This window comes from Streptomyces sp. NPDC002773, assembly GCF_040295605.1.
GTDB lineage: Bacteria > Actinomycetota > Actinomycetes > Streptomycetales > Streptomycetaceae > Streptomyces.
This window is the reverse complement of sequence record NZ_JBEOVO010000052.1, coordinates 1-21118: the sequence shown is the minus strand read 5'-3', so window position 1 is coordinate 21118 and position 21118 is coordinate 1. Positions and strand designations below refer to the sequence as shown.

Below are 21118 nucleotides of genomic sequence, written 5' to 3'. Positions count from 1 at the left end.
GAGGGCGACATCGCTATGCCCGAAGAGCCCGAGACCGAGCAGGTCGACCAGCAGCCGCACGAGCCGGAGGCCGCCCAGGAGGCGGACGGCAAGGACCCCTGGTCCGATCCGGCAGCCGCGCGCAAGGAGATCGAGAAGCTCCGCCGGGAGGCGGCCGGCCATCGCACGAAGGTGCGCGAGCTGGAGCCTCTGGCCGCCAAGGCGAAGGAGCTGGAGGACGCGCAGAAGACGGAGGCCGAGCGGCTTGCTGAGCAGCTCGCCGCCGAGCGGGAGCGCGCCACCAGCGCGACGCGCACAGCGGTTACGGCCAAGGTCGAAGCCCTCGCGGCGAACACCTTCGCAGACCCGACGGACGCCGCCGGAGCGCTGAACCCGACGGACTACGTCGACGACTCCGGCGCGATCGACACTGACCGCATCAAGGCCGACCTCGCCGACCTACTCCAGCGCAAGCCGCACTGGGCGAAGGCCCTCGAGGGGCCGCGCCGCCCGGCGCCGGACCGCACGCAGGGCTCGTCAGGCAACGGCAACCGAACCCCCATGAAGCCCGAGGACGAGTTCGCCAACTGGCTCGGCAACGCCCTCGGCCAGACACGCTGAGAAAGGTAGGCCTCCATGGCCATCAAGCTGTCGGATGTCAATCCGACTTTCCTCCCCAAGACCCTCATCGGACCGATCTTCGAGAAGAGCGTCGAGCAGTCCGCCGTTATGAGTCTGGCGCGGCGCGTTCCGCTGTCGATGACGGCGAACACTGCGGTGCCGGTTCCGCTGGATGTGCCGACCGCAGACTGGGTGTCCGAGGGCGGCCGGAAGCCGGTCTCCTCCGGCGGTGTCTCTATCAAGGAGATGTCCGGCAAGAAGATCGCCGTGCTCATCCCGGTCAGCATGGAGGTGGCGAACTCCAACGCGGCCGGTCTGTTCACGCAGCTGCAGAGCGACCTGCCGACGGCCTTCGCGCGGGCCTTCGACCGGGCGGCGATCCATGGCAAGACCATGTCCGGCGCCAACGGCCCGTTCGGCGACTTCCTCGCCGACACCTCCAAGTCGGTCGCCCTGGGCACCACGGCGCAGAACCAGGGCGGCATCTGGGGTGACTTCGTCGCCGGCATGGGCGAGGTCGTCGACGACAACTGGGACTACACCGGCACGGTCGCGGACCACCGGCTGAAGATGCGGCTCCTCGGGGCGACGGACACCACCGGCCGGCCCATCCTCATCGACACCACCCAGCCGGGCACGGGTGCCGCGCTCGCGGGCACGCTGGTCGGTGAGCCGATCGCCTACTCGCGCTCGGTGTCGGGCAAGCTGCGCCGCCAGTCCACCAGCGTGGACTCGGGCCTGCGGGCGATCGGCGGCGACTGGTCCCAGACGGCTTACGGTGTCGGCATGGATATCTCCGTGCGGGTGTCCCGTGAGGCGACGTACTTCGACGAGAACGGCGACCCGGTGTCGGCCTTCCAGTCGAACTTGGTTCTCCTCCTCGCCGAGGCCTACTACGGTTTCGTCGTCGGCGACACCGAGGCGTTCGTGAAGTTCACCGGCACCCCTTCGGGCACCTGATGGGCAGGGCTGTCCCGGCTTCCGCGCCGGGCGGGACGGCCAGGCCCCTGTCCATCGCGGCTCGCGTCCACCTCATGCCGCCGCAGCACAATGCCGGGGCCGAGCACATGCTCGTCTCGATGCTGCGTCCGCTCGTGGAACGCGGCCACGACGTACAGGTGTGGCTGTCCAGGTACGGGAAGGCGAGCGAGCCCTACGACTACCGGGGCATTCGCGTGGTGCCGCTGGAGGCACGTTTGGACTTCTCGACGGCGGTCCGTCGGGCTGACGTGCTGCTGTCGCATCTGGAGTGCGTACCGTCGACGGCGGCGCTCGCGCGGGGCTACGGCAAGCCGTTGGGCGTGATCTGCCACAACACGCACCGGCCGACGTTCCGCGACATGGCCGCGGGAGGTACCGCGCTTGCGGTCTACAACTCCCGGTGGATGGCCGCGGAGGCGGAGCTGTTCTTCGCCGAGTACCCGAAGGCGGTACGGCCGGCCGGGTCGCTGATTGTGCGGCCTCCGGTGTACGCCGACGAGTACACGACGAAGCCCGGCAAGGCCGTCACGTTGATCAACTGCAATCCGGAGAAGGGCGGCCACGTCCTCGAGGCACTCGCCCGGCAGATGCCAGAGCAGAAGTTCCTCGCCGTCAGAGGAGCCTACGGAGAGCAGATCCTCCCGGACCTGCCGAACGTCGAGGTTGTCGAGCATGTCGACGGTCAGCAGATGCGCGAGCAGGTGTATGCCCGTACCCGGGTGCTACTAATGCCGTCGTCCTATGAGTCCTGGGGGCGCGCCGGTGTCGAAGCCTTGGCAAGCGGCATTCCCGTCGTTGCCCACCCCACCCCGGGGCTGTGCGAGTCCCTGGGCGAGGGCGGGATCTTCGTCGACCGCAACGACCTCGACGGCTACGAAGCCGTGCTCCGCAAGCTCCTGACGCCGGCCGAGTACCGGCTGGCGTCGAAGCGGGCTAAGGCCCGGTCTGCCGAGCTCGATCCGACCGCTGACTTGGCTTCCTGGTGTAATGCCGTGGAGGCCCTGGCCCGATAGGGGGCAGCGATGACGTTCGTACCTCCGACAGCCGAGGATCTCGCCCTTTATCTCGGCATGGAGGAGATCCAGGGCGATCGGGCCGACCTACTGATCGCCCAGGCTGTCGCCCTGGCCGAGTCGGTGGTGAAGCCGCTTCCCGACCAGGCCACGGCGGTGGTGCTGTCGGTAGCGGGCCGGGCCTACGTCAACCCGCAACAGGTCACCTACGAGACGATCGGCCCGCAGTCCGTACAGCGTCCGGCAGGTTCGGGCGGCCTGTACCTCACCAAGTCCGACAAGGCCGCTCTGAAGGCACTGGCTGGCCGGGGCGGCGCGTTTACGGTCGATCCGACTCCGGCGGGCGCCGACCCCTCGCCGACATGGCCCGGCGACGGCCCCTTCCTTCCCGGGGAGCCCTACGAGCCCGGCTGGGGGTACTGATGCCTGGGCCGTACCCCTTCGGCGAGGACGTGATCCGGCTTCGCCGCGGCCCGTCCCCAGGACGGGACCCACGCGGACAGCCGATTCCGGGGCCGCTCGTCGAGACCACGGTCACCGGGTGTGTGGTGACTCCTCGCCAGTCGACTCCTCAGGTCGGCGGCGACGACCAGCAGGCCCGGGACACGGTGATCGTCGGATGGACGGTGTACGCGCCGCCCGGGTCGGACTGGAAGACCACCGACCAAGTGCGTATACGTGGCCAGCTGTGCGAGATCACCGGCGAGCCGGGGGACTGGGGCCGCTCCGTCTTCACCGGCACCGCTGGTCCGGTGCAGTTTGCGGCAGACCGGGTCACCGGATAACTCCGCTTTCATTGGAGGTGGCCTCGATGCCTGCAAGGTTCAAGATGTCCAAGCGTGGGGTGGGGCAGCTCCTGAGGAGCCCGATGATCCTCGCCGAAATGGTCCGCCGGGCCGATGCCATCCGTGTGGCGGCGGAGTCGATGGCTCCTGTCGAGCGCGGCACGTACAAGGCGTCGTTCTTCGTCCGGCCGGTTCCACGAGGCGGCCGGCGCCGTGACCGCGCGGTAGCCGTGGTGGGGAACTCATCCCCTCACGGCGCGCACGTCGAGTACGGCACCGAGCGGGTCCAGGCGCATCACGTGCTTCTGCGAGCCGCTCAGGTTGGGGGTGCTGATGCCTGACATCGAGCTGGAGCTGATCGGTTGGCTCCAGGCCCGTCTCGGCTCTGAAGTCGTGGTGCGCGACGAGACGGACAATAACCTGCAAAACGAGCTGCCGACGGTGCAGGTGGAGGGCGTCGGAGGCGACGACGACGGAATCCGGCTAGACCGATTCCTCGTCGACCTCAACGTGTTCGCCGCTACCCGCGCCGACGCCCTCACGCTGGCCGGTCAGATCAAGGCGCTTCTCCTGCATCAGCTCCGAGGGTCGGCCACCGTCACCGCGGTGTTCGGCCGCGTCAGAACCGTCTCCCTGCCCGCAGCCCGCCCCTACGAGAACACCGCGCTTCGCCGCGTCGGTGCCACCTACGAGATCTTCTGTCACCCGGTCTCCTGACCGGACTGGGCCCGCGCCGGACCCCTCCCGTCCCGCCCTGCGCGGGCTTCCGCACGTCTGGAGACATCATGGTCAACATCACCCGCGCCGCGGACCTGCTCGAGGTCGGCGCCAACGGCGGCGGCTGGGTCGCCCCGTTCGGTACCGCCTCGCCGGGAGACCCGGCTGTGCAGCCCCTCTCTCCGTGGCTCCCGCTCGGCGCCCTGTCCGACGACGGCCTCGTCCAGGGCTTCGAGGAGGACAGCCAGTCGTTCACGCCGTGGGGCTACACGTCGCCGATCCGGACGACAATCACCAGCTCCATCAGGACGTTCGCCGTCACCGCGTGGGAGACGGGCCGGACGACGGTCCAGTCGCTGCAGTACCGCATCCCGGTGGAGGAACTGGAGCCGGCGTCGGGTCTGACGACGTTCGCGGAGACCGCGTCGCCGGTCCCGGACCGTCGGGCGTTCTGGTTCGTCGTACTGGACGGCGAACTCCAGAGGGGCTTCTACATCCCTCAGGGTGAGATCACCGAGAGGTCGGACGTCACGCACAAGCAGGACGAGGTCGCCGGCTTCCAGTGGACGATCACGTCCTACCCGGATGAGTCCGGCAACACCGTCTACCACGCCGACCGAGTCCCGGCGACCCCCGCCTACACGGGGTCCTGATCGGGTGGGCGGGTCGTCAACCGTCGGCGCGGGCCCGGCCCGCCCACCTGTACTTCTGCCCGCGCCATGACTAGGAGGTCCGCGCCATGACCGAGACCAAGACCGGCCCTGCCGAAGCGCAGGAGATCGAGGCCACCGGCCACTACGTCACAGCCGAGCTCTGCGACGCGAAGCTGGAGATCGTGCCGCCCGGGGCCTGGCGGCAGTCCTGGCAGCGCAAGCTGAAGGCCGGCGACATGGATGCCTTCCTCGAAGATGTCCTCAGCCCCGACTCCTACGAGACGTACATCGACCTCGACCCGACGAACGATGAGATCGGCGAGTTCCTCAACCGGGCCGGCGAGGCGGCTGGGGAGCCGATGGGAAAGTCCAGTGGACCCGCCACGTCGTCGAGGAGCACGCGGAAGCGGTAGAGGCCGACCTGTGGCGCTACTACCAGCGCGATCTGCTGGACGTGCACCGCGGCAAGATGTCGTGGCGTCTGCTGCGGGTCTTGATCCAGCATCTGCCGCCGGAGTCGTCCACGATGACTGCGCTGCGCAACAGCCTCTCGGACGAGGAACTGACTGCGCAGGCGGACGAAGGCGAGCCGGAGAAGGGCCGCTGGTCGCAGGACCACCAGCTGATGGCCGCCTGCTACGACGTCCTGCGCCGCATTGAACATGTACTGATCTGCGTAAACACCGAGAGTAAACAACGGTGGCCAGCTCACCCCGAGCCGATGCGCCGCCCTGGGGCAGCACCGAAGAAGCCGACGCGGAGCAAGCTCTCTGCGTCCGGCGCTGACCGGCTCTTTTCTCTCATCAACGGCGGCGCGGCCTGACGCGCGGAAGGGGGTCCTTCCGATGGCGATCCAGGTCGGCTCCGTCGAGGTCGATGTCGTCCCGAACACGCAGCACATCTACACCCGTCTGCGTGCCGGCCTCACTGCTCCTGCCGAGCGTGTGGGCACCGAGTTGGGCAACATCATCGGCCGCAGTGTCGCCGCATCCGTGTCCAACGCTGTGCGCGACGGCATCCGTCGTGGTGGCCAGCAGGCGACTGGGGCAGCGTCCCGGCAGGGCGGCGATGCCGGTGGGGCTTTCGGCCGCAACTTCCGGACCCGGGTCGAGGCTGCTTTCCGGAGCCTTCCGGACATCGTGATCGGCGCGGACACGTCTGACGCCGACTCCGAGATTCGTGCCCTGCGGTCCCAGTTGGAGCGGCTGTCGACGCAGCGGGTCGGGATCGACGTCGACGCGGCGGCAGCCCGGCAGCAGATCGAGGCCGTGGAGCGGGACCTGCAGCGCCTGGGCGCTTCCAGCCCCGACGTAGCGGTGCGCGCGAACACGGCGGCGGCGGTAGCTGAACTGGCGGCGTTGCGTGCGCAGATCGATGCGGTCGACGGCCGCGAGGTCACTGTGCGGGCGGACGCCTCAGTGCGCTCGTTCGGCATGCTGGTGACGGCCGCCGCAGCGTTCGGCCCGGCAATTCTGCCGGTGCTGCCGCTGGTGGCCGCGGGGCTCGGCGCTGTCGCGGCGGCCGGCGCGGCCGCTGCGGTGGGCGTCGGCGCGGTGGGCCTGGTGGCCGCGCCGGGGATCACGGGCATCGCCAACGCGTTGGCGGCGCAGAAGGCTGCGCAGGACGCGGCAACGACATCCGCGCTGCGCGGCGGGCAGGCCTCGTCACGCGGGGCGTCTTCGGCGCTGCAGCTGGCGGGCGCGCAGCAGGCGCTGGCCTCGGCGCACCGGAATGCGGCCCGGCAGATCACGCAGGCCGAGCAGGCGGTCGATGACGCGGTTCGGGAGGCCGCCGAGGCGAACGATCGGGCGGCGCGTCAGGTAAAGACCGCGAAGCGGGATCTGGCGGAAGCCGTGCAGCAGGCGGCGGACCGGCAGCAGGCCGCAGCGGAGGCCGTGGCGCGGGCGGAGCAGTCCCTGGCGGACGCGCAGCGCACCGCGCGGCAGGCGCAGCAGGATCTCACCCAGGCCCGCAAGGACGCGGCGGCGGAGCTGGCAGAGCTGGGCGACCGCCTCATCGGCGCGCAGCTGGCTGAGCGGGATGCTGCTCTGGCGGTCAAGGAGGCCGAGGAGCGGCTGCGCGAGGTGCAGAAGAACGGCTCCAAGGCGACGCTGCTGGAGCAGGAGCGTGCACAGCTTGCCTACGACCAGGCCGTGGAGCGGCTGCGGCAGCAGCAGGCGGAGACGAAGGGCCTGGCGGAGGAGAAGGCCGCTGCGGACAAGGCCGGCGTCGAGGGTTCGGATACGGTCCGGCAGGCGCAGGAGCGCGTCCGGGAGGCGGACCGCGGCATCGTCGAGCAGCAGGGGGCTTTGCAGAAGGCCCGGACGGAGGCGGCGCGTCAGCAGGTCCAGTCGCAGCAGGACATCGCCGAGGCGCAGGAGAAGGTGGCTGAGTCGCAGCGCGCCGTCACCCGTGTCCAGGAGGATGGCGCCCGGTCGGTGGCCCGCGCGCAGGAGAGCCTGGTGGCGGCGCAACAGTCGGCGGCGGACTCGATCGCCTCGGCACAGCGGCAGATCGCCTCGGCGCAGCAGTCGGCGGCCTCAGCTGCGGTTGGGACCATTGATCAGGCCGCCGTTGCGCAGGCTAAGTTCGCGGCGGAGCTGGCGAAGCTGTCTCCGTCTGCCCGCGCAACGTACAACGCGTTCGTCTCGCTGAGGACTGCATTCAAGTCCTGGTCAGAGGCGCTGCAGCCTGCGGTCATGCCGCTGTTCACCCGCGCGCTGGAGGGCCTGAAGAACGCTCTTCCGGGCCTGACGCCCATTGTGCTCGCTGCGGCTACCGCCATCGCAAACTTGCAGGACCGGGCCTCGCGCGGCTTCAAGTCGCCCTGGTGGAAGGGGTTCAAGGCCGACTTCACCGGCTCTGTCCAGCCGGCGATCGAGGGTCTCGGCATCGCCTTCGGCAACGTGTTCAAGGGCATGGCCGGTGTCCTGCAGGCGTTCTTCCCGCACATGGACGGCATCAGCAGCCGGATGCAGACCATCACGGAGCGGTTCGCCGACTGGGGATCCTCACTGAAGGGCTCGCCTGCCTTCGAGCGGTTCCTGGCGTTCAGCGCCGATAAGGGACCGTTCGTCGCGGAGCTGCTCGGCAATTTGTTCGGGGCGATGTTCGACGTGGGCATGGCGCTGGCGCCACTGGCCGGTACGGCGACGTCTTTCCTGAACGCTCTGGCCGACGGCATCTCAGCGATTCCCGTCAATGTGCTCACTGTCATTGCGGTGGCGTTCACGTCGATCGCGATCGGGGCGAAACTGGCCGCTATCGCGCTGGGGATCTGGCGGCTCGCGGTCATCGCGGCCGGCCTCGTTACCGCGATCATGACGGGCCAAGTGTGGGCCTTGAATGCGGCGATGCGGGCGAATTTGATCGGCATCATCATTACGGCGATCCTCGCCCTGGTGGTGGCGATCGTCTACGCCTACCAGAATTCGGAGACGTTCCGGGACATCGTCCAGACCGTCTTCAAGGCCGTTGCTGCGGCCGCCGTGTGGCTGTGGGAGACAATCCTCAAGCCGGTGTTCGATGCGATCGTCGTGGCATTCCAGGCCGTCGCCACAGCCGCCATATGGCTGTGGGACAACATCCTCAAGCCGGTGTTCGGCTTCATCGGGGATGCTGCAGCCCTGCTCGCCACGATCATCCTCACCGTCCTCATCGCTCCCATTGTGATCGCCTTCAAGGGCCTGGCAGTGGTTGCCGAGTGGCTGTGGAAGAACGTCATGAAGCCGACGTTCGAGGGCATCGCACAGAACGCCACCTGGTTGTGGACGAACGTCCTGTCGCCGGTGTTCGGCTTCATTGCAGAAAAGGCGAAGTGGCTGTGGGAAAACGCGATCAGGCCTATGGTGGACCGCTTCAAGCGTGGACTCCAGGAACTTGGAGATAAGGCGAACTGGGTGTGGGAGAAGGTCTTGCGCCCTGTCTTCGGATGGATCGGCGACAAGGCCGGTTGGCTGTGGAAAAATGCCATCAGTCCCGCCTTTAGTAACATCAAGAGCGGCGTACAGTCCGTGGCCGACAGTTTCGAAAAGGCCCGGGGTTTCATCGAGATTGCCTGGAACAAGGTCGCGGACATCACGAAGAAGCCGGTCAGGTTCGTGATCGACAAGGTCTACAACGGCGGAATTGTGCCGACGTGGAACATGATCGCAAAGGCCTTCGGGGCTCCTGAGATCAAGTCGATGAAGACTGAAGGGTGGGCGACTGGCGGTGTCCTTCCCGGCTACACGCCGGGTCGTGACGTCCACAAGTTCGTGTCCCCGACCGGTGGCGGCCTCGAGCTCAGTGGCGGCGAGGCCATCATGCGGCCCGAGTGGACCCGCGCGGTCGGCGCCGGATTCGTCAACACGATGAACGCCATCGCCCGTACCCGCGGTCTTTCCGGGGTAAAGGCGGCCCTGGCGCCGTCTTTGGGCGGCAGCGCTCCGGTGGCCACCGACCGCACCCTGAAGTACGCGGACGGCGGCATCTTCGACTGGATCGGCGACAAGGCGGCCGGCGCGGGGACCGCGGTCTGGAACGGCGTCAAGTCCGGTGCCAAATGGCTGGCGGACGGCGTCGAGCAGTCGGCACGCGCCGGGCTCAACGGCGTCGTGAACCCGCTGCTCTCCCAGTTCCCCGGCGCTGACACGAATCTGGGCCGGATGCTCAAGCGGATCCCGACGAAGATCGTCGACTCGATCTTCGGCTATTCGAAGGAGGCCGACAAGAAGGGCGCCGGCGGCGTCGGCGGGCCCCGGGTCCAAAAGGCCCTGTCGTGGGCGAGGACCCAGAACGGCCTGCCGTACCAGTGGGGCGGCAACGGCAACCCCTCGTGGGACTGTTCCGGGTTCATGTCGGCGATCGAGTCGGTGATCCGCGGGCAGGAACCTCACCGCCGGTGGGCCACAGGCGCCTTCAACGGGAAGACGGCCCCGCCCGGATGGGTCCTGAACGGGAAGAGCCCTTTCATGATCGGCATCACGAACGCCGGTGTCGGCCACACCGCGGGCACCATCGGCGGTGTGAACGTCGAGTCCCGTGGCGGGGATGGTGTGGTCGTGGGCCCGAGGGCCCGCAGCTACAAGGACTCCCTGTTCACAGACGTCTACGGCTTCCAGCCGGGCACGTTCGACAGCGGCGGCTACCTGCAGCCCGGCCTGAACTTGGCCTACAACGGCACCGGCCGGCCGGAGCCAGTTTTCACCACTGTCCAGGCCAACGCTCTGACCCGCATGGCCAACCAGGGTGGCGGGCTGCAGCCCGGGGACGCACTCACGCTCGTCGTCCAGGACGGCCCGACGCTCCGCGCCTATGTCCAGGGTGAGGCTGGGGCGGTCGTCGCTCAGCACGATCAGTCCCTCGTCATGCAGGCGACCGCAGGAAAGAGGTACTGAGGTGCCGATCATCATCACCTCGTCGGACACTCCGCCCGACCCGCCGGTGGAGGTGACCAGTCCCGACGGGTACCTGACGGCCCGCCGGGACGATCCGTGGGCCGGTGTCCTGCTGATCGCCGACTTCCCGTCCGGCCCGGCGCAGGTGCGGTTCACCCGCACCGGCCCGGACGGCGTCGAGGTCCCGGTGCGGGGCGGCGATGTGACGGGGGCGCCCGGCGGAGTAGCTGTGACCTACGACCACGAGGCGCCCCTAGGGGTGTCGTCGGCTTGGCACGCCTACCCGATCGGCTGGGACGGCACAGTCGGCGCCCGGTCTGACGGGGTAGCCGTAACCCCACCGGAGCCGACCACGCCGCAGGACGTATGGCTGAAGAGCCTGAGCAATCCGGCCTTGTCGATGCGGGTGACGGTCATGTCGTGGCCAACGCTGGAGTACGGCGAGCGTCAGGAACGGCTTGATGTGCTGGGGGCGTCGTCGCCGGTGATGCGGGTGGATGCGTGGTCGCTGGCGACCTCGTCCGTCACCATCGAGACGGCCACGCTGACCGAGCGCGAGCAGCTCCTCGAGCTGATCCTCTCCGGGTCGACGCTGCTGGCGCAGACCCGGAACGCCTTTGGCCGGCCGGACGCCTACTGGGTCCCGGGGAAGATCAGCGAATCCATGTCGGGCCCGGCCTACGATCCGCATCGCACTTGGGAAATCCCCATCACGGCCGTGGACCGGCCGACGACGGTCGGCGCTCCGACCCGGATCCCGGGCCGCAGCTACGACGACAGCACGGTCACGTGGCCGACATACGCGGACCGCACCGCGACCGGGCAGACGTACCTCGACGTGACCACGGGAGGCTGACGTGTGGCCCGTCTCCGCCCGCTGGGACCCGTCCCTGCGGGGCACCGCCCGGCCGGCGGCGCGGGCGACCGTGTACCCGCCGGCCGGGGGCCCTTTCCCCGCGCGGCTGCTGTCGTGGTCGGTGGCGGCGGACCGTACCGCGCAGATCCGACGCACCTGCCAGGCGGTCCTGGCGCCCGACACGCTGCGGGGCCTGGTGGGGGTGACGGCGCAGGGTGCATATCTGCAGCTCGACGTCGGCCTCGACTACGGGGACGGCACGGCCGAGCTGATCCCGCAGGGGTACTTCCGGCTGGACGAGGTGTCGACGCAGCTGCCGACCGGCGGGGTGCAGGTGCAGGGATACGGCCGCGAGAAGGTCGTGCAGGACGACAAGTTCGAGCTTCCGCGCACCTCGGCGGCCAACTCGTCTGGCCTGGACGTCATCGAGGCCTTGCTGCTCGAATCCGTTCCCGACGCGGTCGTCGTGCGGCGCACCGTCCGGGATGCCCCGGTGCCGCGCACCCTGTGGGAACGGGAGCGGTGGGCGGCGATCGACGGCGACGACGCGTCGATCGCCCGCGCGCTGGGCGTCGAGGTGTGGGCCGATGGCCGCGGCCGTTTCGTCATCAGCGACGTGCCGACGCTGTCCGACCCGCCGCAGTGGACGGTTGACACCGGGCCCCGCGGGGTCCTCGTGACCGCCGCATCGGCTGTATCGACCGCCGGGTTCTACAACGTGATCGTCGTCACCGGCGATGCTTCGGACGGGACAGTGCCGCTCGGCCCCGTCGTGGTGCGGGACTTGGTCCCCACGTCCCCGACGCGGGTCGGCGGTCCGATGGGGCGCCGGGTGCGGCACTACTCCTCCCCGCTGCTGCGTACCGCCGGGCAGGCCGACACCGCAGGCCGGTCGCTGCTCGCTAACTCGCTCGGTCTCACCGAAGGGCTGTCCTTCACCGCCGTCCCGAACCCGGCGCTTGAGCCGGGTGATGTGGTGCTCGTCCTCGCCGAAGAGGAGCCTCCTGCCCTGCACATCCTCGACCGGATCGGCCTGTCGTCGTCCGGCGCCATGACCTGCGAGACGCGGTCCACCCGGGCCGATGACGGGAGTAGCTGATGCCCAGCCTGGTCGACGCCATCATGCCGCTCGCGGCCAACCCGGGGCCCGGCTCCGCCGTTGTGGCCGCAGTGAACGGCGACGGCACCGTCGACATCACCATCGGCGGCGCCAACGTCCCCGCCTCCTGTCTGGAGGGCTACACCGACCGCGCCGTCGACGACGTCGTGTTCGTCGTCCCCGTCCGCGGCGGCTACGTCGTCGTCAACCGCTTCACCACCGCCTAGGAGGCCTCGTGCCCACCACCCCGATCAGCCAGGCCCCCTACCCGGCCGGCGCCGACGCCGACAACGTCCCCGCAGACCTGCAGGCCCTCGCCGAGTGGGCGTCCACCCGGGTCGGGATGAGCTTCGCGGACGCCGCAGCCCGCAACGCGGCCATTCCCGACGTGGACGCCCGACCAGGGATGCTGGCATGGCTCGACACCCCCGGCTCCCTGACCATCCGCACTGCCTCGGCGTGGCGCACGGTGTGGTCGGCGCTCGCCTGGACCGACATCGCCCTGGCGACCGGCTACAGCCTGTACGGCACAACCCCACAAGCAGCCCTCGACAGCGGGAATTTCATCGTCCTGCGCGGCGGCGTGCAAAAGTCCTCCGCCGGCACGCAGATCATCGGCAACAGCGTCATCGGCAGCATCCCCAGCTCGCTCGGGAATCCGCTCTCCGGCGACTATCCGATCGCCATGCAGTGGCTCGGCAGCGTCTCCGCCGGACGCGTCTACGTCGCTCCGAACCGGGAGATCACCTACGTCGGGCCGGATGTCGGCTGGATCAGCCTCAACGGCATCCGCATCCCCCTCAACACCTGATCGGAGCCCTGCATGCGATATCAGTACGGCTCAACCGGCGGCGACGTCGTCACCGACACCGACGGCGACATCCTCACCGGCCGCCCCGGCACGGTATGGACCGCGCGCGCCGGTGGCTCCACGGTCACCGACATACTCGCCCTTGACGGCACGCCGACCGGCGGCAGCGTCGTCACCGACAGCCGGGGCCGGGTCGAGTTCCAGGGGCCGGACGGGGTCACGGCCACGCTGTGGTGGGATTCCGGCGGCGGCGTCCGGTGGGCGGTGCAGCCGACGGAGCCGGACCGGATCGCCCGTCGGCAGGTGGAGATCTACGGGGTCCTCGCCTCGACGGTCGGCGAGCCGGAGGGTGTGGCCGAGCTCGATGTCGACGGCCACGTCCCGCAGGATCAGCTGCCGGACCTGTCCGCGTCCTACGTGCCCTACCCGGCCGGCGGGCAGGAGGGCGACACCCTGATCCGGGGCGCCGACGAGGGGGTGTTCTGGGGCCGGTCGTCGGCGGGCACGGTCTCCCCGTGGGCGGCGCTGGAGTCGCAGGCGGGGCCCCGGTGGGTGGCGCACCGCGGCGCCGCGCTCCTCGCTCCGGAGAACACAACCGAGGCGTTCCGAATGTCGGTGGCCCTGCAGGCGGACGCGATCGAGATTGACGTCTACAAGACCCTCGACGGCGGCCTTTTCGTGATGCACGACTCCACCGTCGACCGCACCTCGAATCTCACCGGCACGACGTCGAACGTGACGATCCCGGCCGCACTGCGGGGCCGGATCGACGCCGGATCGTGGTTCGCGAACACCTGGCCCAGCGATCTGAGGATCCCGCTGTTCGCGGACGTCCTCGCCGACCTCGGCAACACGGTGCCGATCATCGTCCACTGCAACAACAGCGGGTCCGGGGCGGCGGCGGTCGCCGAGATCCTGCGCCAGGAGCTGGAGCAGGCCGTGTGCATCATGGCCTGGTCCGAGGCGGAGCTCGTTGCCGCGCGGGCGGCGGGGATCCCGTCCGTTCTCCTCGACGCCGACGGTGTGCTGTCCGGGCAGACCTACGCGGGGCTTCTCGCGGCTGGCACCGGACACCTCGGGGTGGACTACTCGCAGGCCACGACCTCGACGATCAACGCGGCCGCCGCCGCCGGCCTGCGCGTCATGGTCTACACCGTCAACCGGCGGGCCCATTTCGCGGCGCTGCCGACGTCGGGGTCGGTGTGGGCGGTGATCTCCGACGACCCGTGGTTCGTGCGCGGCACGTCAGCCTTGCGGGCAACCGACCTGTTCGGCGCCGGCACGTTCTACCACGGCATGCCCGGTCTGGCCGACACCGGTGACTACCGGGGCTTCTTCCAGCTCGGATCACCGAGTTGGTGGGGTCTGGACGCCGTCACCGCAGGCCCCCCGGACACCGGGAACGGCGGGTTCGCGGGCGTCGGCCACCACTACCTCGGGCCTCTTCCGAGCACGTTCACGCTGGACTTCGACTACGTCATCGACTCCGTCGACTACGCCAGCGCAAGCCTCCAGGTGATGCTCGGAATCGGCGACACGCAGTTCGACGACCAAGCTGGCGGCGCGGCGAACCCCAACGGCTACAACGTCCTCGTCCGGCAGAGCGGCACGATCGACGTCTACCGGGTCACGTCCGGAACCCCGACGAACATCGGCACCGTGGCCACCGCCGCGATCACGACGGGCACCACGCAGCACCTCCGAATTCAGGTGACGGCGACGCAGATCATCGTGACCCGCACGAACATCGCGTCCCCGAACTCGGTGACGGTCACGAACAACACCTATCGGAGCGGCATGTACCCCAACTTCGGGGTTCGCGACACGAAGACCCGCTGGGCCAACGTCGCCATCACCTGACCCCTGCCCACCACCGTCCGCCTCGCGCCGCTACGGCCCGGGGCTCTGTCATGTCAGGAGGCCTCATGGCCAAGACCGGCCCGCAGCGCTACCCCGGCGCCTCCCTCGCCTACTGGTATGGCGACCGGTACGAGGGCACAGCGATGGAGATCAACACCGTCGTCTGGCACACAACCGAGGGCACCACCCTGCCGACCTACGGCGGAGGCGCCGCCGCCCCCACGATCACCGCCGTCCCCGACTTCGCGGCCAAGAAGCTCCGCTGGTACCAGCACTTCGACATCGAGCAGTCCGCCCGCGCGCTCGTCGACCGGGCCGGCGGCATCACCACCAACCGCAACAACCTCGCCCAGGTCGAGCTCGTCGGCACCTGCGACCCGGCCACCCACCGGAAGTGGACGGCCGCTGGCCGCGCGCACATCTTCTGGCCCGAGGCCCCTGAGTGGGCGCTGCGCGAGGTTGCCGCGTTCGTCTGCTGGCTCCACCAGAACCACGGCGTGCCGATGACCTCAACGGTGACGTGGCGCGCCTACCCGGGGAGTTATGGCCAGAGCGCTCCGCAGCGCCTATCCGCCGCCGCCTTCAACGAGTACACCGGCCACCTCGGCCACCAGCACGTCCCCGAGGGCAACGACCACGGCGACCCCGGCAACTTCGACATGGCGCGCGTGCTGCGGTACGCCGCCGGAACCCCCGAGGAGGACCCCGCCATGGCCCTGTCCGACAAGGACGTCGACCGCATCGTGCTCGCGCTGCTCGGCTACCGCAACAAGACCGCCGACGAGAAGTCGAAGGCCGCCGGAAAGCGCATCCCCGACTTCTACGGCTACGTCACCCAGACCCACGCCGCAGTCGCCGCGCTTACCGCGAAGGTCGACCGGCTTGCTGCCAAGAAGGAGTCCTGACCATGAGATTCTTCGGACGCGAACCCGTCGTCATCCTGAACACCCTGGCGGCCGTCCTCGGCCTCATCGTCTCCCTTGGCATCACCAGCCTCACCGCGGTCCAGGCCGGCGCAATTGTTGGCGTGGCCACCGCGGTCCTCGGCGGAATCGCCGCGGCCCTGACCCGGCCGATCGCGCCGCAGGCGTTCACCGCGATCGTCGGCGCTGGCGCGGTCCTCGTCGCGGCATTCGGGTACGAGGTGTCGCAGGAGACGATCGGCGCGATCAACACCGTAGTTCTGACCGTGCTCACGCTGCTGACCCGACTCCAGGTCAGCCCGACCACGTCGCGCCGCCCGCTGTCTGGGGTGTAGGTGAGGCCCCCGATCCTACGGCGGGCCCGGAAGCACCTGGGCCGCCGCGGGATGTTCCTTCTAATCCTCGGCACCGGCAAGACGTGCTGGGGCATCAGCTTCCTCGTGGACCCGCCGCCGCCGCTCGGGCTGCAACTCCTCACCCGGGTCTGTTCCTTGCAGCACTGGGCCTGGCTGTGGATCGTCTGCGGTGTCGTGACGTGCTTCTCCGCCTTTCTGCGTATCGGCCGCGACAGGTACGGCTTCTATGCGGCGCTGATTCCCCCCTCGGTCTGGGCCATCGCTTACCTGGCGGCGGTCCTGGCCGGTGACTACTCCCGCGCCGTCTGGGTCGCGGTCTGGTACCTGACCTCTCATGTGGGGGTCATCCTGTGGGCCAGCACGGTGCCCGAGTTTTCGGTCCCCCAGCTCTGTGCCGCGTCCGGAAAGCCGAGGTCGGATGAACGTGGGTGACTGGGCGGCCCTGGTGGGGGCTGCTGGCGGCATCCTTGGTGGGGGTGGCGTGTTCGTGGCGCGGGCCACGGTGAAGGCCGCGAAGGCGTCGGCTGCCCCGCAGCAGCAGGCTGCTGATCTGGGTGTCCTGCAGGCGACGGTCAAGCGGGTCGACGAGGAGAACGGAAGCCTTCGTAGCAGGCAGGCCCGGTGCGAGTCTCTGCTGCGGGCCTTCTCGTGGACGGTCAACCGGTGGGCCGACCAGATGCATAAGGCCGGGATTGAGCCGGAGCCGGTGCACCCGCTCGTCGAGGAGTACAACCGGACCGGAGTGTGACACGCCCCCTCTCGCGCCCACGGTGGGCGCGAGAGGGGGCGCTTCGTCATGGCGCCTTCTGATCGAAGGTGGAGCTTTACACGAAGTGGCACGTACATGGGTACGAGATCTGCATCACATGATCTTCCGCATTGCGCGGGAATCTGACACTGCGTGACACGTGCTCTGCTTAGAGACACCTAGGAGTCGCGTGCTGTCCCTGATGTCTATTTGATCGATCAAGGCACTGTGTGCCGTGCGACCCAAGGTGTGGGTGCCCCTCGGCGTCGGAGGGCTGCTCTACGCTGGTTCAAGTTCGGTCGGCTTCGAAACGAAGGCGACGTGAAAATGCCCTTACGCGGGACCCACCCCGCGCAAGGGCCAAGACTGGGAGGTATAGCTCCTTGAGTCACATGCAGCCTATCAACCCGGGGTCCAACAGCAACCCCGGCGCCTCGCCCTTTGACCACATCCGTCGGACTGACCACACCGGTGAGTGGTGGTCCGCTCGCGACCTGCAGCCTCTCCTCGGCTACAGCAAGTGGGAAGACTTCCGCAACTCCGTCGAGCGCGCCAAGGTCGCCATCACGAACAGCGGGCAGACCGCTGACCTGCACGCTTCCGAGCGCCCGGAAGCGTCCGGCAACACGCTGCGCCTGAACTACAAGCTAACGCGGTATGGCGCCTACATGATCGCCATGAACGGCGACCCCCGGAAGCCGGAGGTCGCGGCGGCCCAGACGTACTTCGCAGTCCAGACACGAAAGGCCGAGACCGCTGCGGTCGCAGCGCCGGCGCTTCCCCAGGACTACGAAGAGGCGCTCGTCGCGCTCCTGGGTAAGGTCCGGGAGAACAAGGCGCTGGAGGCGGAGAACAAGGTTCTGGCTCCCAAGGCGAGTAAGTGGGACGCCTTCATGAACTCGGAGGGCCTGATCGGTATGACGGCCATCGCCGACATGCTCGACATGCCCGTCAAGGACATGACCAACTGGCTCGTCGAGCTGGGGGTCTTCCGCAAGCAGCTGTCCCGCTTCGGCTCCAACCAGAACATGCCGCGCCGCACGTACCAGAAGGCAGGCCTGTTCGCGATCAAGGTCGAGAACAACGGCAAGGTCTCCTACGAGGTGGCATACGCCACGCACGACGGGGCCGAGTTCATCTTCGACCAGCACCAGGGGCGGGCGGCAGCGTAGTCGGCTCCGTGACGCGCCCCCTCTGCCTTCGGGTGGAGGGGGCGTCTTCGTCATACCCAGCAGACGTTTTCCCGCCACACCTCTACCCGATGGCTGGTTCCGGGTGCATGCTGTCGGCACGGCCTCCCCGCCACCCCCGTCGGGGGATCCGCCACGGCCCCGCCTGCTGCTGCGATGCAGGCGGGGCCGAGCGCTGCCCGCCTCCGGGCATGCGATCACGCTTCCGCTGTGCCTAGCCTGAGCATCCGACCACCAGGGGGGCCTGGAGGATCGATGCCCCGCCCTGTCTGGTCCGGCGCCGTCAGCTTCGGACTCGTCACCATTCCGATCAAGGTGCTGCCCGCGACGGAATCCCACAGCATCCAGTTCAACCAGATCCACCTGGAGGACGGGGGCCGCGTCCGCTACCAGAAGGTGTGCGACCTGGACGGGCAAGTCCTTACCCAGGACGAGATTGGCAAGGGCTTCGAGGTGTCCAAGGACACGATCGTGCAGATCACCGACGCCGAGCTCGCCCAGATGCCGCTGCCGACGGCCAAGGCCATCGAGATCGTGGCGTTCGTGCCAGCCGCGTCGATCGACCCGATCCGGATCTCTGACGGCTACTACCTGGCGGCCGACGGCCCCGTCTCAGCGAAGCCGTACACCCTGCTGCGCAAGGCCCTCGAGCGCACCGAGAAGGTGGCCGTCGCAAAGTTCGCCTGGCACGGCCGCGAGCGCCTCGGGCTGCTGCGGGTGAAGGGCGACGTCTTGCTGCTGCACGCCATGAAGTGGGAGGACGAGATCCGTTCACCCGACGAGCTGAAGCCGGAGGGGTCGGAGCTCTCCGACGATGAGGTGACCGGCGCCCTGGCCCTCCTGGACACGATGACTGTCGAGCACCTGGACGACCTGGAGCTGGTGGACCGATACCGCGAGGCGGTGCTCGAGGTGATCGAGGCGAAGGCAGAACACCGCCAGCCCAGGCAGACTGGTGAGCCGTCCGCGCCCGCGAGCCAGGTTGTCGACCTCATGGCGGCACTGCAGGACTCCGTGGCCAAGGCGAAGGCCGCCCGTGGCGAGACTTCCGAGGACGCCACCGTCCACGAGATGCCGGCCCCGCAGAAGAAGGCGGCGGGCGGGAAGGCTCCGGCGAAGAAGGCGGCCGCGAAGAAGAGCCCCCGGAAGCGCGCCTCGTAAGTGACGCGCCTACTCGAGCACGCCCAGCTCGGAGTCGGGTCGGCAGATCTCGCAGGCCCGGATGCCGCCGGTGGTGATGGCCTGGAGGGCCTGCTGGCGGTCGAGCGGCTTGGTGTGGTGGCTGACCATGCGGCAGTCGCCGCGGTGCACGCTGTCCGGGGCGGGGTGGCCGCCGGCCCGCAGGTACGAGAGGACGTACTCGGGCCCCTCGAGCCGCGGCAGCCGGGCGGCGCGTTCGCGGAGCTTGGCGAGCTCGGCTTCGATCCAGCGTTCGGTCTGGGCGACCTGGCCGAGCTGCACGCGGTAGAGGAAGCGCAACTTCTCCAACTCGGGCGAGGACGGCTCATCGGACATGAGTTCGATTCTATTCCTGCGGGTCGCCCTCGACTGCCAGCGGCGGCCGTAGCCCTACTCGACCGGGCCCCTATGCGGCGAGTTCCTGCTCGGCGTGCGTCGCCTCGGCCCAGGCCGCCACGAGTACCTGATAGATCCGCTGCTCGTCGGCCGTCAGGGAACGCTGCTCCTCGCCGGCGCGGGCCCACAAGGTGCGGATGGCGTCGTTCAGGGCATCGGGGCTCGGGGTCTCTCTGTGGCGATCGGACATACATCCAAGGCTAGGGCCCGGGTCTGACAAAGCTGGCAGCCTGCGGGCGTGCGTTCCGCCACGCTGCCGGATTGGAGGGTTGCATCCTGGCCGGCGCCTATCTGGGGTAAATACTTGTCGCTTGTACATAAATGCATTCGCCACCCTTCCGCCAGCACCGTATTTCGGCCACACTCGTGACCACTACTGACCCAGAAGTCACCTTCCGACGGTCCATCTGTCTGCGGGGAGCACGAGATCAGCCACCTCCGTAACAACCCCCGCAGCGTCCAGGCGCGTCCGGTCTACCAGCAGGGCGAGTGCTCCCGTCGGCAAGCCCAGCAGGTGTGCCTCGTCGGAGGTCATTCGGTGGATCGCCACGGAGATCCTGAAGGACGAGTGCGGGCGCCGCCGCCCCCGCCACCAAGAGGTCACCAGGATGGAGGGGCGCCCGTCCGGATCGAGAAGCTCAACGCGCTCGCACGCAACCTGAGTGCGAGGCTCGCAGCGCAGCCGGATGGCGAGGTCTTCGTCGGCTCGCGGGCGGGAGCGTTCGGTCTCGCCGCGGCCGTGCGGCCACTCGGCGTCGGGGTTGGCAAGGGTTCGCACACCGGGATCGTCCCGGACGGTGAGCCGTCCGCGGGGCTGCCCTTCGAGATGTCCAGCCGTGCGGAGCATCTGCACAGCCCGGTAGGCGGCTCCGTGGCCGGCCCCAAACTCCGCGGCGATGGAACGGTAGGACGGGAAGACGCTGCCGCGCGGGTAGGTGCCGTCCTGGATGCGTTGCAGCAGCTGGGCGGCGAGCCTCTGCTGCAGCGCTTCTGCCATGTGCAACCCCTGCGACGATCTTGGATGGCCACCGTAGAGGGGGCTGGCCGGGCTGCTACGTGGCAGATAGCCTCAAGGTCTCCGCAGACAGCCCTGCCGGTCAGCGTTGGTCGCGACGCAGGGCTACGGGTACGTTGGTCTCATCGAACAGGCGTTCGCCCGTTCGGGTGAACCTAGGTGTGGGCCTGCATCCATCTGGCAAGGGGACTGGTCTCACCCATAGACGCGTCGGGGTTGTCCGACAGTGGCCCGCTCGTTGGCGGCCTCGACGCGAGGCGGCCCCCCTCCGGCTGATGGAGGGGGGCCGCTCTCATTCTGTCGCGGACGTTCGAAGGTTGCACCATCCTTCTGGGAGATCCCTGGGAGATGATCATGGTGGCGGAAGCCTGAGCAACCCGGAGGAGCACCCCTGTAGCGCGGGGGAGTGGGTCTGAATGCGTTGGCATTCCCGGCCTTGGCAGTCTTCTGTCAGCAGTTGCATACCGCGACGCCGCGATCTACACCATCTTCGAGGGCACCAGCGAGATCCAGCGCATGGTGATCAGCCGCGCGCTCGCGAAGTAGCGGGCCCCGTCG

At 68.8% G+C, this 21118-nt stretch carries 25 protein-coding genes and 1 pseudogene; 23 read left to right on the top strand and 3 right to left on the bottom strand.

Annotated elements, in window-relative coordinates; genetic code table 11:
• Positions 1-15 precede the first annotated feature (15 nt).
• The 22 genes from ABT034_RS33465 (at position 16) to ku (ending at position 19131) form a co-directional block, all read left to right on the top strand.
• Positions 16-600: a hypothetical protein gene (locus ABT034_RS33465; protein ID WP_351220861.1), complete on the top strand. Its 585-nt coding sequence runs from the start codon at positions 16-18 to the stop codon at positions 598-600.
• 15 nt (positions 601-615) lie between these two features.
• Positions 616-1560, top strand: a complete 945-nt coding sequence (locus ABT034_RS33460) for a phage major capsid protein (protein ID WP_351220860.1) — start codon at positions 616-618, stop codon at positions 1558-1560.
• 74 nt (positions 1561-1634) lie between these two features.
• Complete coding sequence (locus ABT034_RS33455) at positions 1635-2594, top strand: glycosyltransferase family 4 protein (RefSeq protein WP_351220859.1); 960 nt, start codon at positions 1635-1637, stop codon at positions 2592-2594.
• Positions 2595-2603: 9 nt separating this feature from the next.
• Positions 2604-3017, top strand: coding sequence for a hypothetical protein (locus tag ABT034_RS33450; protein ID WP_351220858.1), 414 nt, complete (start codon positions 2604-2606; stop codon positions 3015-3017).
• A 125-nt stretch (positions 3018-3142) separates the two neighbouring features.
• Positions 3143-3379, top strand: coding sequence for a hypothetical protein (locus tag ABT034_RS33445; RefSeq protein ID WP_351220857.1), 237 nt, complete (start codon positions 3143-3145; stop codon positions 3377-3379).
• An 83-nt stretch (positions 3380-3462) separates the two neighbouring features.
• Complete coding sequence (locus ABT034_RS33440; protein WP_351220856.1) at positions 3463-3720, top strand: HK97 gp10 family phage protein; 258 nt, start codon at positions 3463-3465, stop codon at positions 3718-3720.
• Positions 3713-4096, top strand: coding sequence for a hypothetical protein (locus tag ABT034_RS33435; protein WP_351220855.1), 384 nt, complete (start codon positions 3713-3715; stop codon positions 4094-4096). Before ABT034_RS33440 ends, ABT034_RS33435 begins: the two co-directional genes overlap by 8 nt.
• Positions 4097-4164: 68 nt before the next feature.
• Positions 4165-4749 carry a phage tail tube protein gene (locus ABT034_RS33430; RefSeq protein ID WP_351220854.1) on the top strand — a complete coding sequence of 195 codons (585 nt, stop codon included), beginning with the start codon at positions 4165-4167 and terminating at the stop codon, positions 4747-4749.
• Between the two features lie 86 nt (positions 4750-4835).
• Positions 4836-5162, top strand: coding sequence for a hypothetical protein (locus ABT034_RS33425; RefSeq protein ID WP_351220853.1), 327 nt, complete (start codon positions 4836-4838; stop codon positions 5160-5162).
• A gap of 80 nt (positions 5163-5242) precedes the next feature.
• Positions 5243-5572 carry a hypothetical protein gene (locus ABT034_RS33420; protein WP_351220852.1) on the top strand — a complete coding sequence of 110 codons (330 nt, stop codon included), beginning with the start codon at positions 5243-5245 and terminating at the stop codon, positions 5570-5572.
• Positions 5573-5594: 22 nt separating this feature from the next.
• On the top strand, positions 5595-10127 hold the full coding sequence (locus tag ABT034_RS33415; protein WP_351220851.1) for a hypothetical protein: 4533 nt from the start codon (positions 5595-5597) through the stop codon (positions 10125-10127).
• 1 nt (position 10128) lies between these two features.
• Positions 10129-10983 carry a hypothetical protein gene (locus tag ABT034_RS33410; RefSeq protein ID WP_351220850.1) on the top strand — a complete coding sequence of 285 codons (855 nt, stop codon included), beginning with the start codon at positions 10129-10131 and terminating at the stop codon, positions 10981-10983.
• A gap of 1 nt (position 10984) precedes the next feature.
• Entirely contained in the window at positions 10985-12082 is a 1098-nt protein-coding gene (locus tag ABT034_RS33405) for a DUF5047 domain-containing protein (RefSeq protein WP_351220849.1), read from the top strand.
• Positions 12082-12309 carry a hypothetical protein gene (locus ABT034_RS33400; RefSeq protein WP_351220848.1) on the top strand — a complete coding sequence of 76 codons (228 nt, stop codon included), beginning with the start codon at positions 12082-12084 and terminating at the stop codon, positions 12307-12309. Before ABT034_RS33405 ends, ABT034_RS33400 begins: the two co-directional genes overlap by 1 nt.
• A gap of 8 nt (positions 12310-12317) precedes the next feature.
• Positions 12318-12893 (top strand): hypothetical protein, encoded by a 576-nt coding sequence (locus ABT034_RS33395; protein ID WP_351220847.1) that lies wholly within the window; start codon positions 12318-12320, stop codon positions 12891-12893.
• A 12-nt stretch (positions 12894-12905) separates the two neighbouring features.
• Positions 12906-14753: a glycerophosphodiester phosphodiesterase gene (locus ABT034_RS33390; protein ID WP_351220846.1), complete on the top strand. Its 1848-nt coding sequence runs from the start codon at positions 12906-12908 to the stop codon at positions 14751-14753.
• 65 nt (positions 14754-14818) lie between these two features.
• The gene (locus ABT034_RS33385) at positions 14819-15658 is read left to right on the top strand and encodes a hypothetical protein (protein WP_351220845.1); all 840 of its coding nucleotides are present in this window, start codon (positions 14819-14821) and stop codon (positions 15656-15658) included.
• 2 nt (positions 15659-15660) lie between these two features.
• Positions 15661-16011 carry a hypothetical protein gene (locus ABT034_RS33380; protein WP_351220844.1) on the top strand — a complete coding sequence of 117 codons (351 nt, stop codon included), beginning with the start codon at positions 15661-15663 and terminating at the stop codon, positions 16009-16011.
• A 51-nt stretch (positions 16012-16062) separates the two neighbouring features.
• Positions 16063-16464 (top strand): hypothetical protein, encoded by a 402-nt coding sequence (locus ABT034_RS33375; protein WP_351220843.1) that lies wholly within the window; start codon positions 16063-16065, stop codon positions 16462-16464.
• On the top strand, positions 16451-16780 hold the full coding sequence (locus ABT034_RS33370) for a hypothetical protein (RefSeq protein ID WP_351220842.1): 330 nt from the start codon (positions 16451-16453) through the stop codon (positions 16778-16780). The genes ABT034_RS33375 and ABT034_RS33370 overlap by 14 nt, the downstream gene beginning before the upstream one ends.
• Before the next feature lie 392 nt (positions 16781-17172).
• Positions 17173-17952 (top strand): phage antirepressor KilAC domain-containing protein, encoded by a 780-nt coding sequence (locus ABT034_RS33365; RefSeq protein WP_351220841.1) that lies wholly within the window; start codon positions 17173-17175, stop codon positions 17950-17952.
• A gap of 273 nt (positions 17953-18225) precedes the next feature.
• Positions 18226-19131 (top strand): non-homologous end joining protein Ku, encoded by a 906-nt coding sequence (ku, locus tag ABT034_RS33360; protein ID WP_351220840.1) that lies wholly within the window; start codon positions 18226-18228, stop codon positions 19129-19131.
• A gap of 9 nt (positions 19132-19140) precedes the next feature.
• On the opposite strand, the gene ABT034_RS33355 is transcribed toward ku, so the two are convergent.
• The 3 genes from ABT034_RS33355 to ABT034_RS33345 form a co-directional block, all read right to left on the bottom strand.
• Complete coding sequence (locus tag ABT034_RS33355; RefSeq protein ID WP_351220839.1) at positions 19141-19485, bottom strand: DUF6233 domain-containing protein; 345 nt, start codon at positions 19483-19485, stop codon at positions 19141-19143.
• Between the two features lie 70 nt (positions 19486-19555).
• Positions 19556-19735, bottom strand: coding sequence for a hypothetical protein (locus ABT034_RS33350; protein ID WP_351220838.1), 180 nt, complete (start codon positions 19733-19735; stop codon positions 19556-19558).
• A gap of 198 nt (positions 19736-19933) precedes the next feature.
• Entirely contained in the window at positions 19934-20542 is a 609-nt protein-coding gene (locus tag ABT034_RS33345) for a UTRA domain-containing protein (RefSeq protein WP_351220837.1), read from the bottom strand.
• 480 nt (positions 20543-21022) lie between these two features.
• Between ABT034_RS33345 and ABT034_RS33340 the strand changes: the two are divergent.
• A pseudogene (locus ABT034_RS33340) lies at positions 21023-21106 on the top strand (acyl-CoA dehydrogenase family protein); the annotation flags it as partial.
• Positions 21107-21118 lie beyond the last annotated feature (12 nt).

Coding starts and splice junctions, on each gene's coding strand:
- ABT034_RS33465 (WP_351220861.1), top strand. CDS start 16: ATGCCCGAAGAGCCCGAGACCGAGCAGGTCGACCAGCAGCCGCACGAG.
- ABT034_RS33460 (WP_351220860.1), top strand. CDS start 616: ATGGCCATCAAGCTGTCGGATGTCAATCCGACTTTCCTCCCCAAGACC.
- ABT034_RS33455 (WP_351220859.1), top strand. CDS start 1,635: ATGCCGCCGCAGCACAATGCCGGGGCCGAGCACATGCTCGTCTCGATG.
- ABT034_RS33450 (WP_351220858.1), top strand. CDS start 2,604: ATGACGTTCGTACCTCCGACAGCCGAGGATCTCGCCCTTTATCTCGGC.
- ABT034_RS33440 (WP_351220856.1), top strand. CDS start 3,463: ATGATCCTCGCCGAAATGGTCCGCCGGGCCGATGCCATCCGTGTGGCG.
- ABT034_RS33435 (WP_351220855.1), top strand. CDS start 3,713: ATGCCTGACATCGAGCTGGAGCTGATCGGTTGGCTCCAGGCCCGTCTC.
- ABT034_RS33430 (WP_351220854.1), top strand. CDS start 4,165: ATGGTCAACATCACCCGCGCCGCGGACCTGCTCGAGGTCGGCGCCAAC.
- ABT034_RS33425 (WP_351220853.1), top strand. CDS start 4,836: ATGACCGAGACCAAGACCGGCCCTGCCGAAGCGCAGGAGATCGAGGCC.
- ABT034_RS33415 (WP_351220851.1), top strand. CDS start 5,595: ATGGCGATCCAGGTCGGCTCCGTCGAGGTCGATGTCGTCCCGAACACG.
- ABT034_RS33400 (WP_351220848.1), top strand. CDS start 12,082: ATGCCCAGCCTGGTCGACGCCATCATGCCGCTCGCGGCCAACCCGGGG.
- ABT034_RS33390 (WP_351220846.1), top strand. CDS start 12,906: ATGCGATATCAGTACGGCTCAACCGGCGGCGACGTCGTCACCGACACC.
- ABT034_RS33385 (WP_351220845.1), top strand. CDS start 14,819: ATGGCCAAGACCGGCCCGCAGCGCTACCCCGGCGCCTCCCTCGCCTAC.
- ABT034_RS33380 (WP_351220844.1), top strand. CDS start 15,661: ATGAGATTCTTCGGACGCGAACCCGTCGTCATCCTGAACACCCTGGCG.
- ABT034_RS33375 (WP_351220843.1), top strand. CDS start 16,063: ATGTTCCTTCTAATCCTCGGCACCGGCAAGACGTGCTGGGGCATCAGC.
- ABT034_RS33370 (WP_351220842.1), top strand. CDS start 16,451: ATGAACGTGGGTGACTGGGCGGCCCTGGTGGGGGCTGCTGGCGGCATC.
- ABT034_RS33365 (WP_351220841.1), top strand. CDS start 17,173: ATGCAGCCTATCAACCCGGGGTCCAACAGCAACCCCGGCGCCTCGCCC.
- ku (WP_351220840.1), top strand. CDS start 18,226: ATGCCCCGCCCTGTCTGGTCCGGCGCCGTCAGCTTCGGACTCGTCACC.
- ABT034_RS33355 (WP_351220839.1), bottom strand. CDS start 19,485: ATGTCCGATGAGCCGTCCTCGCCCGAGTTGGAGAAGTTGCGCTTCCTC.
- ABT034_RS33350 (WP_351220838.1), bottom strand. CDS start 19,735: ATGTCCGATCGCCACAGAGAGACCCCGAGCCCCGATGCCCTGAACGAC.
- ABT034_RS33345 (WP_351220837.1), bottom strand. CDS start 20,542: ATGGCAGAAGCGCTGCAGCAGAGGCTCGCCGCCCAGCTGCTGCAACGC.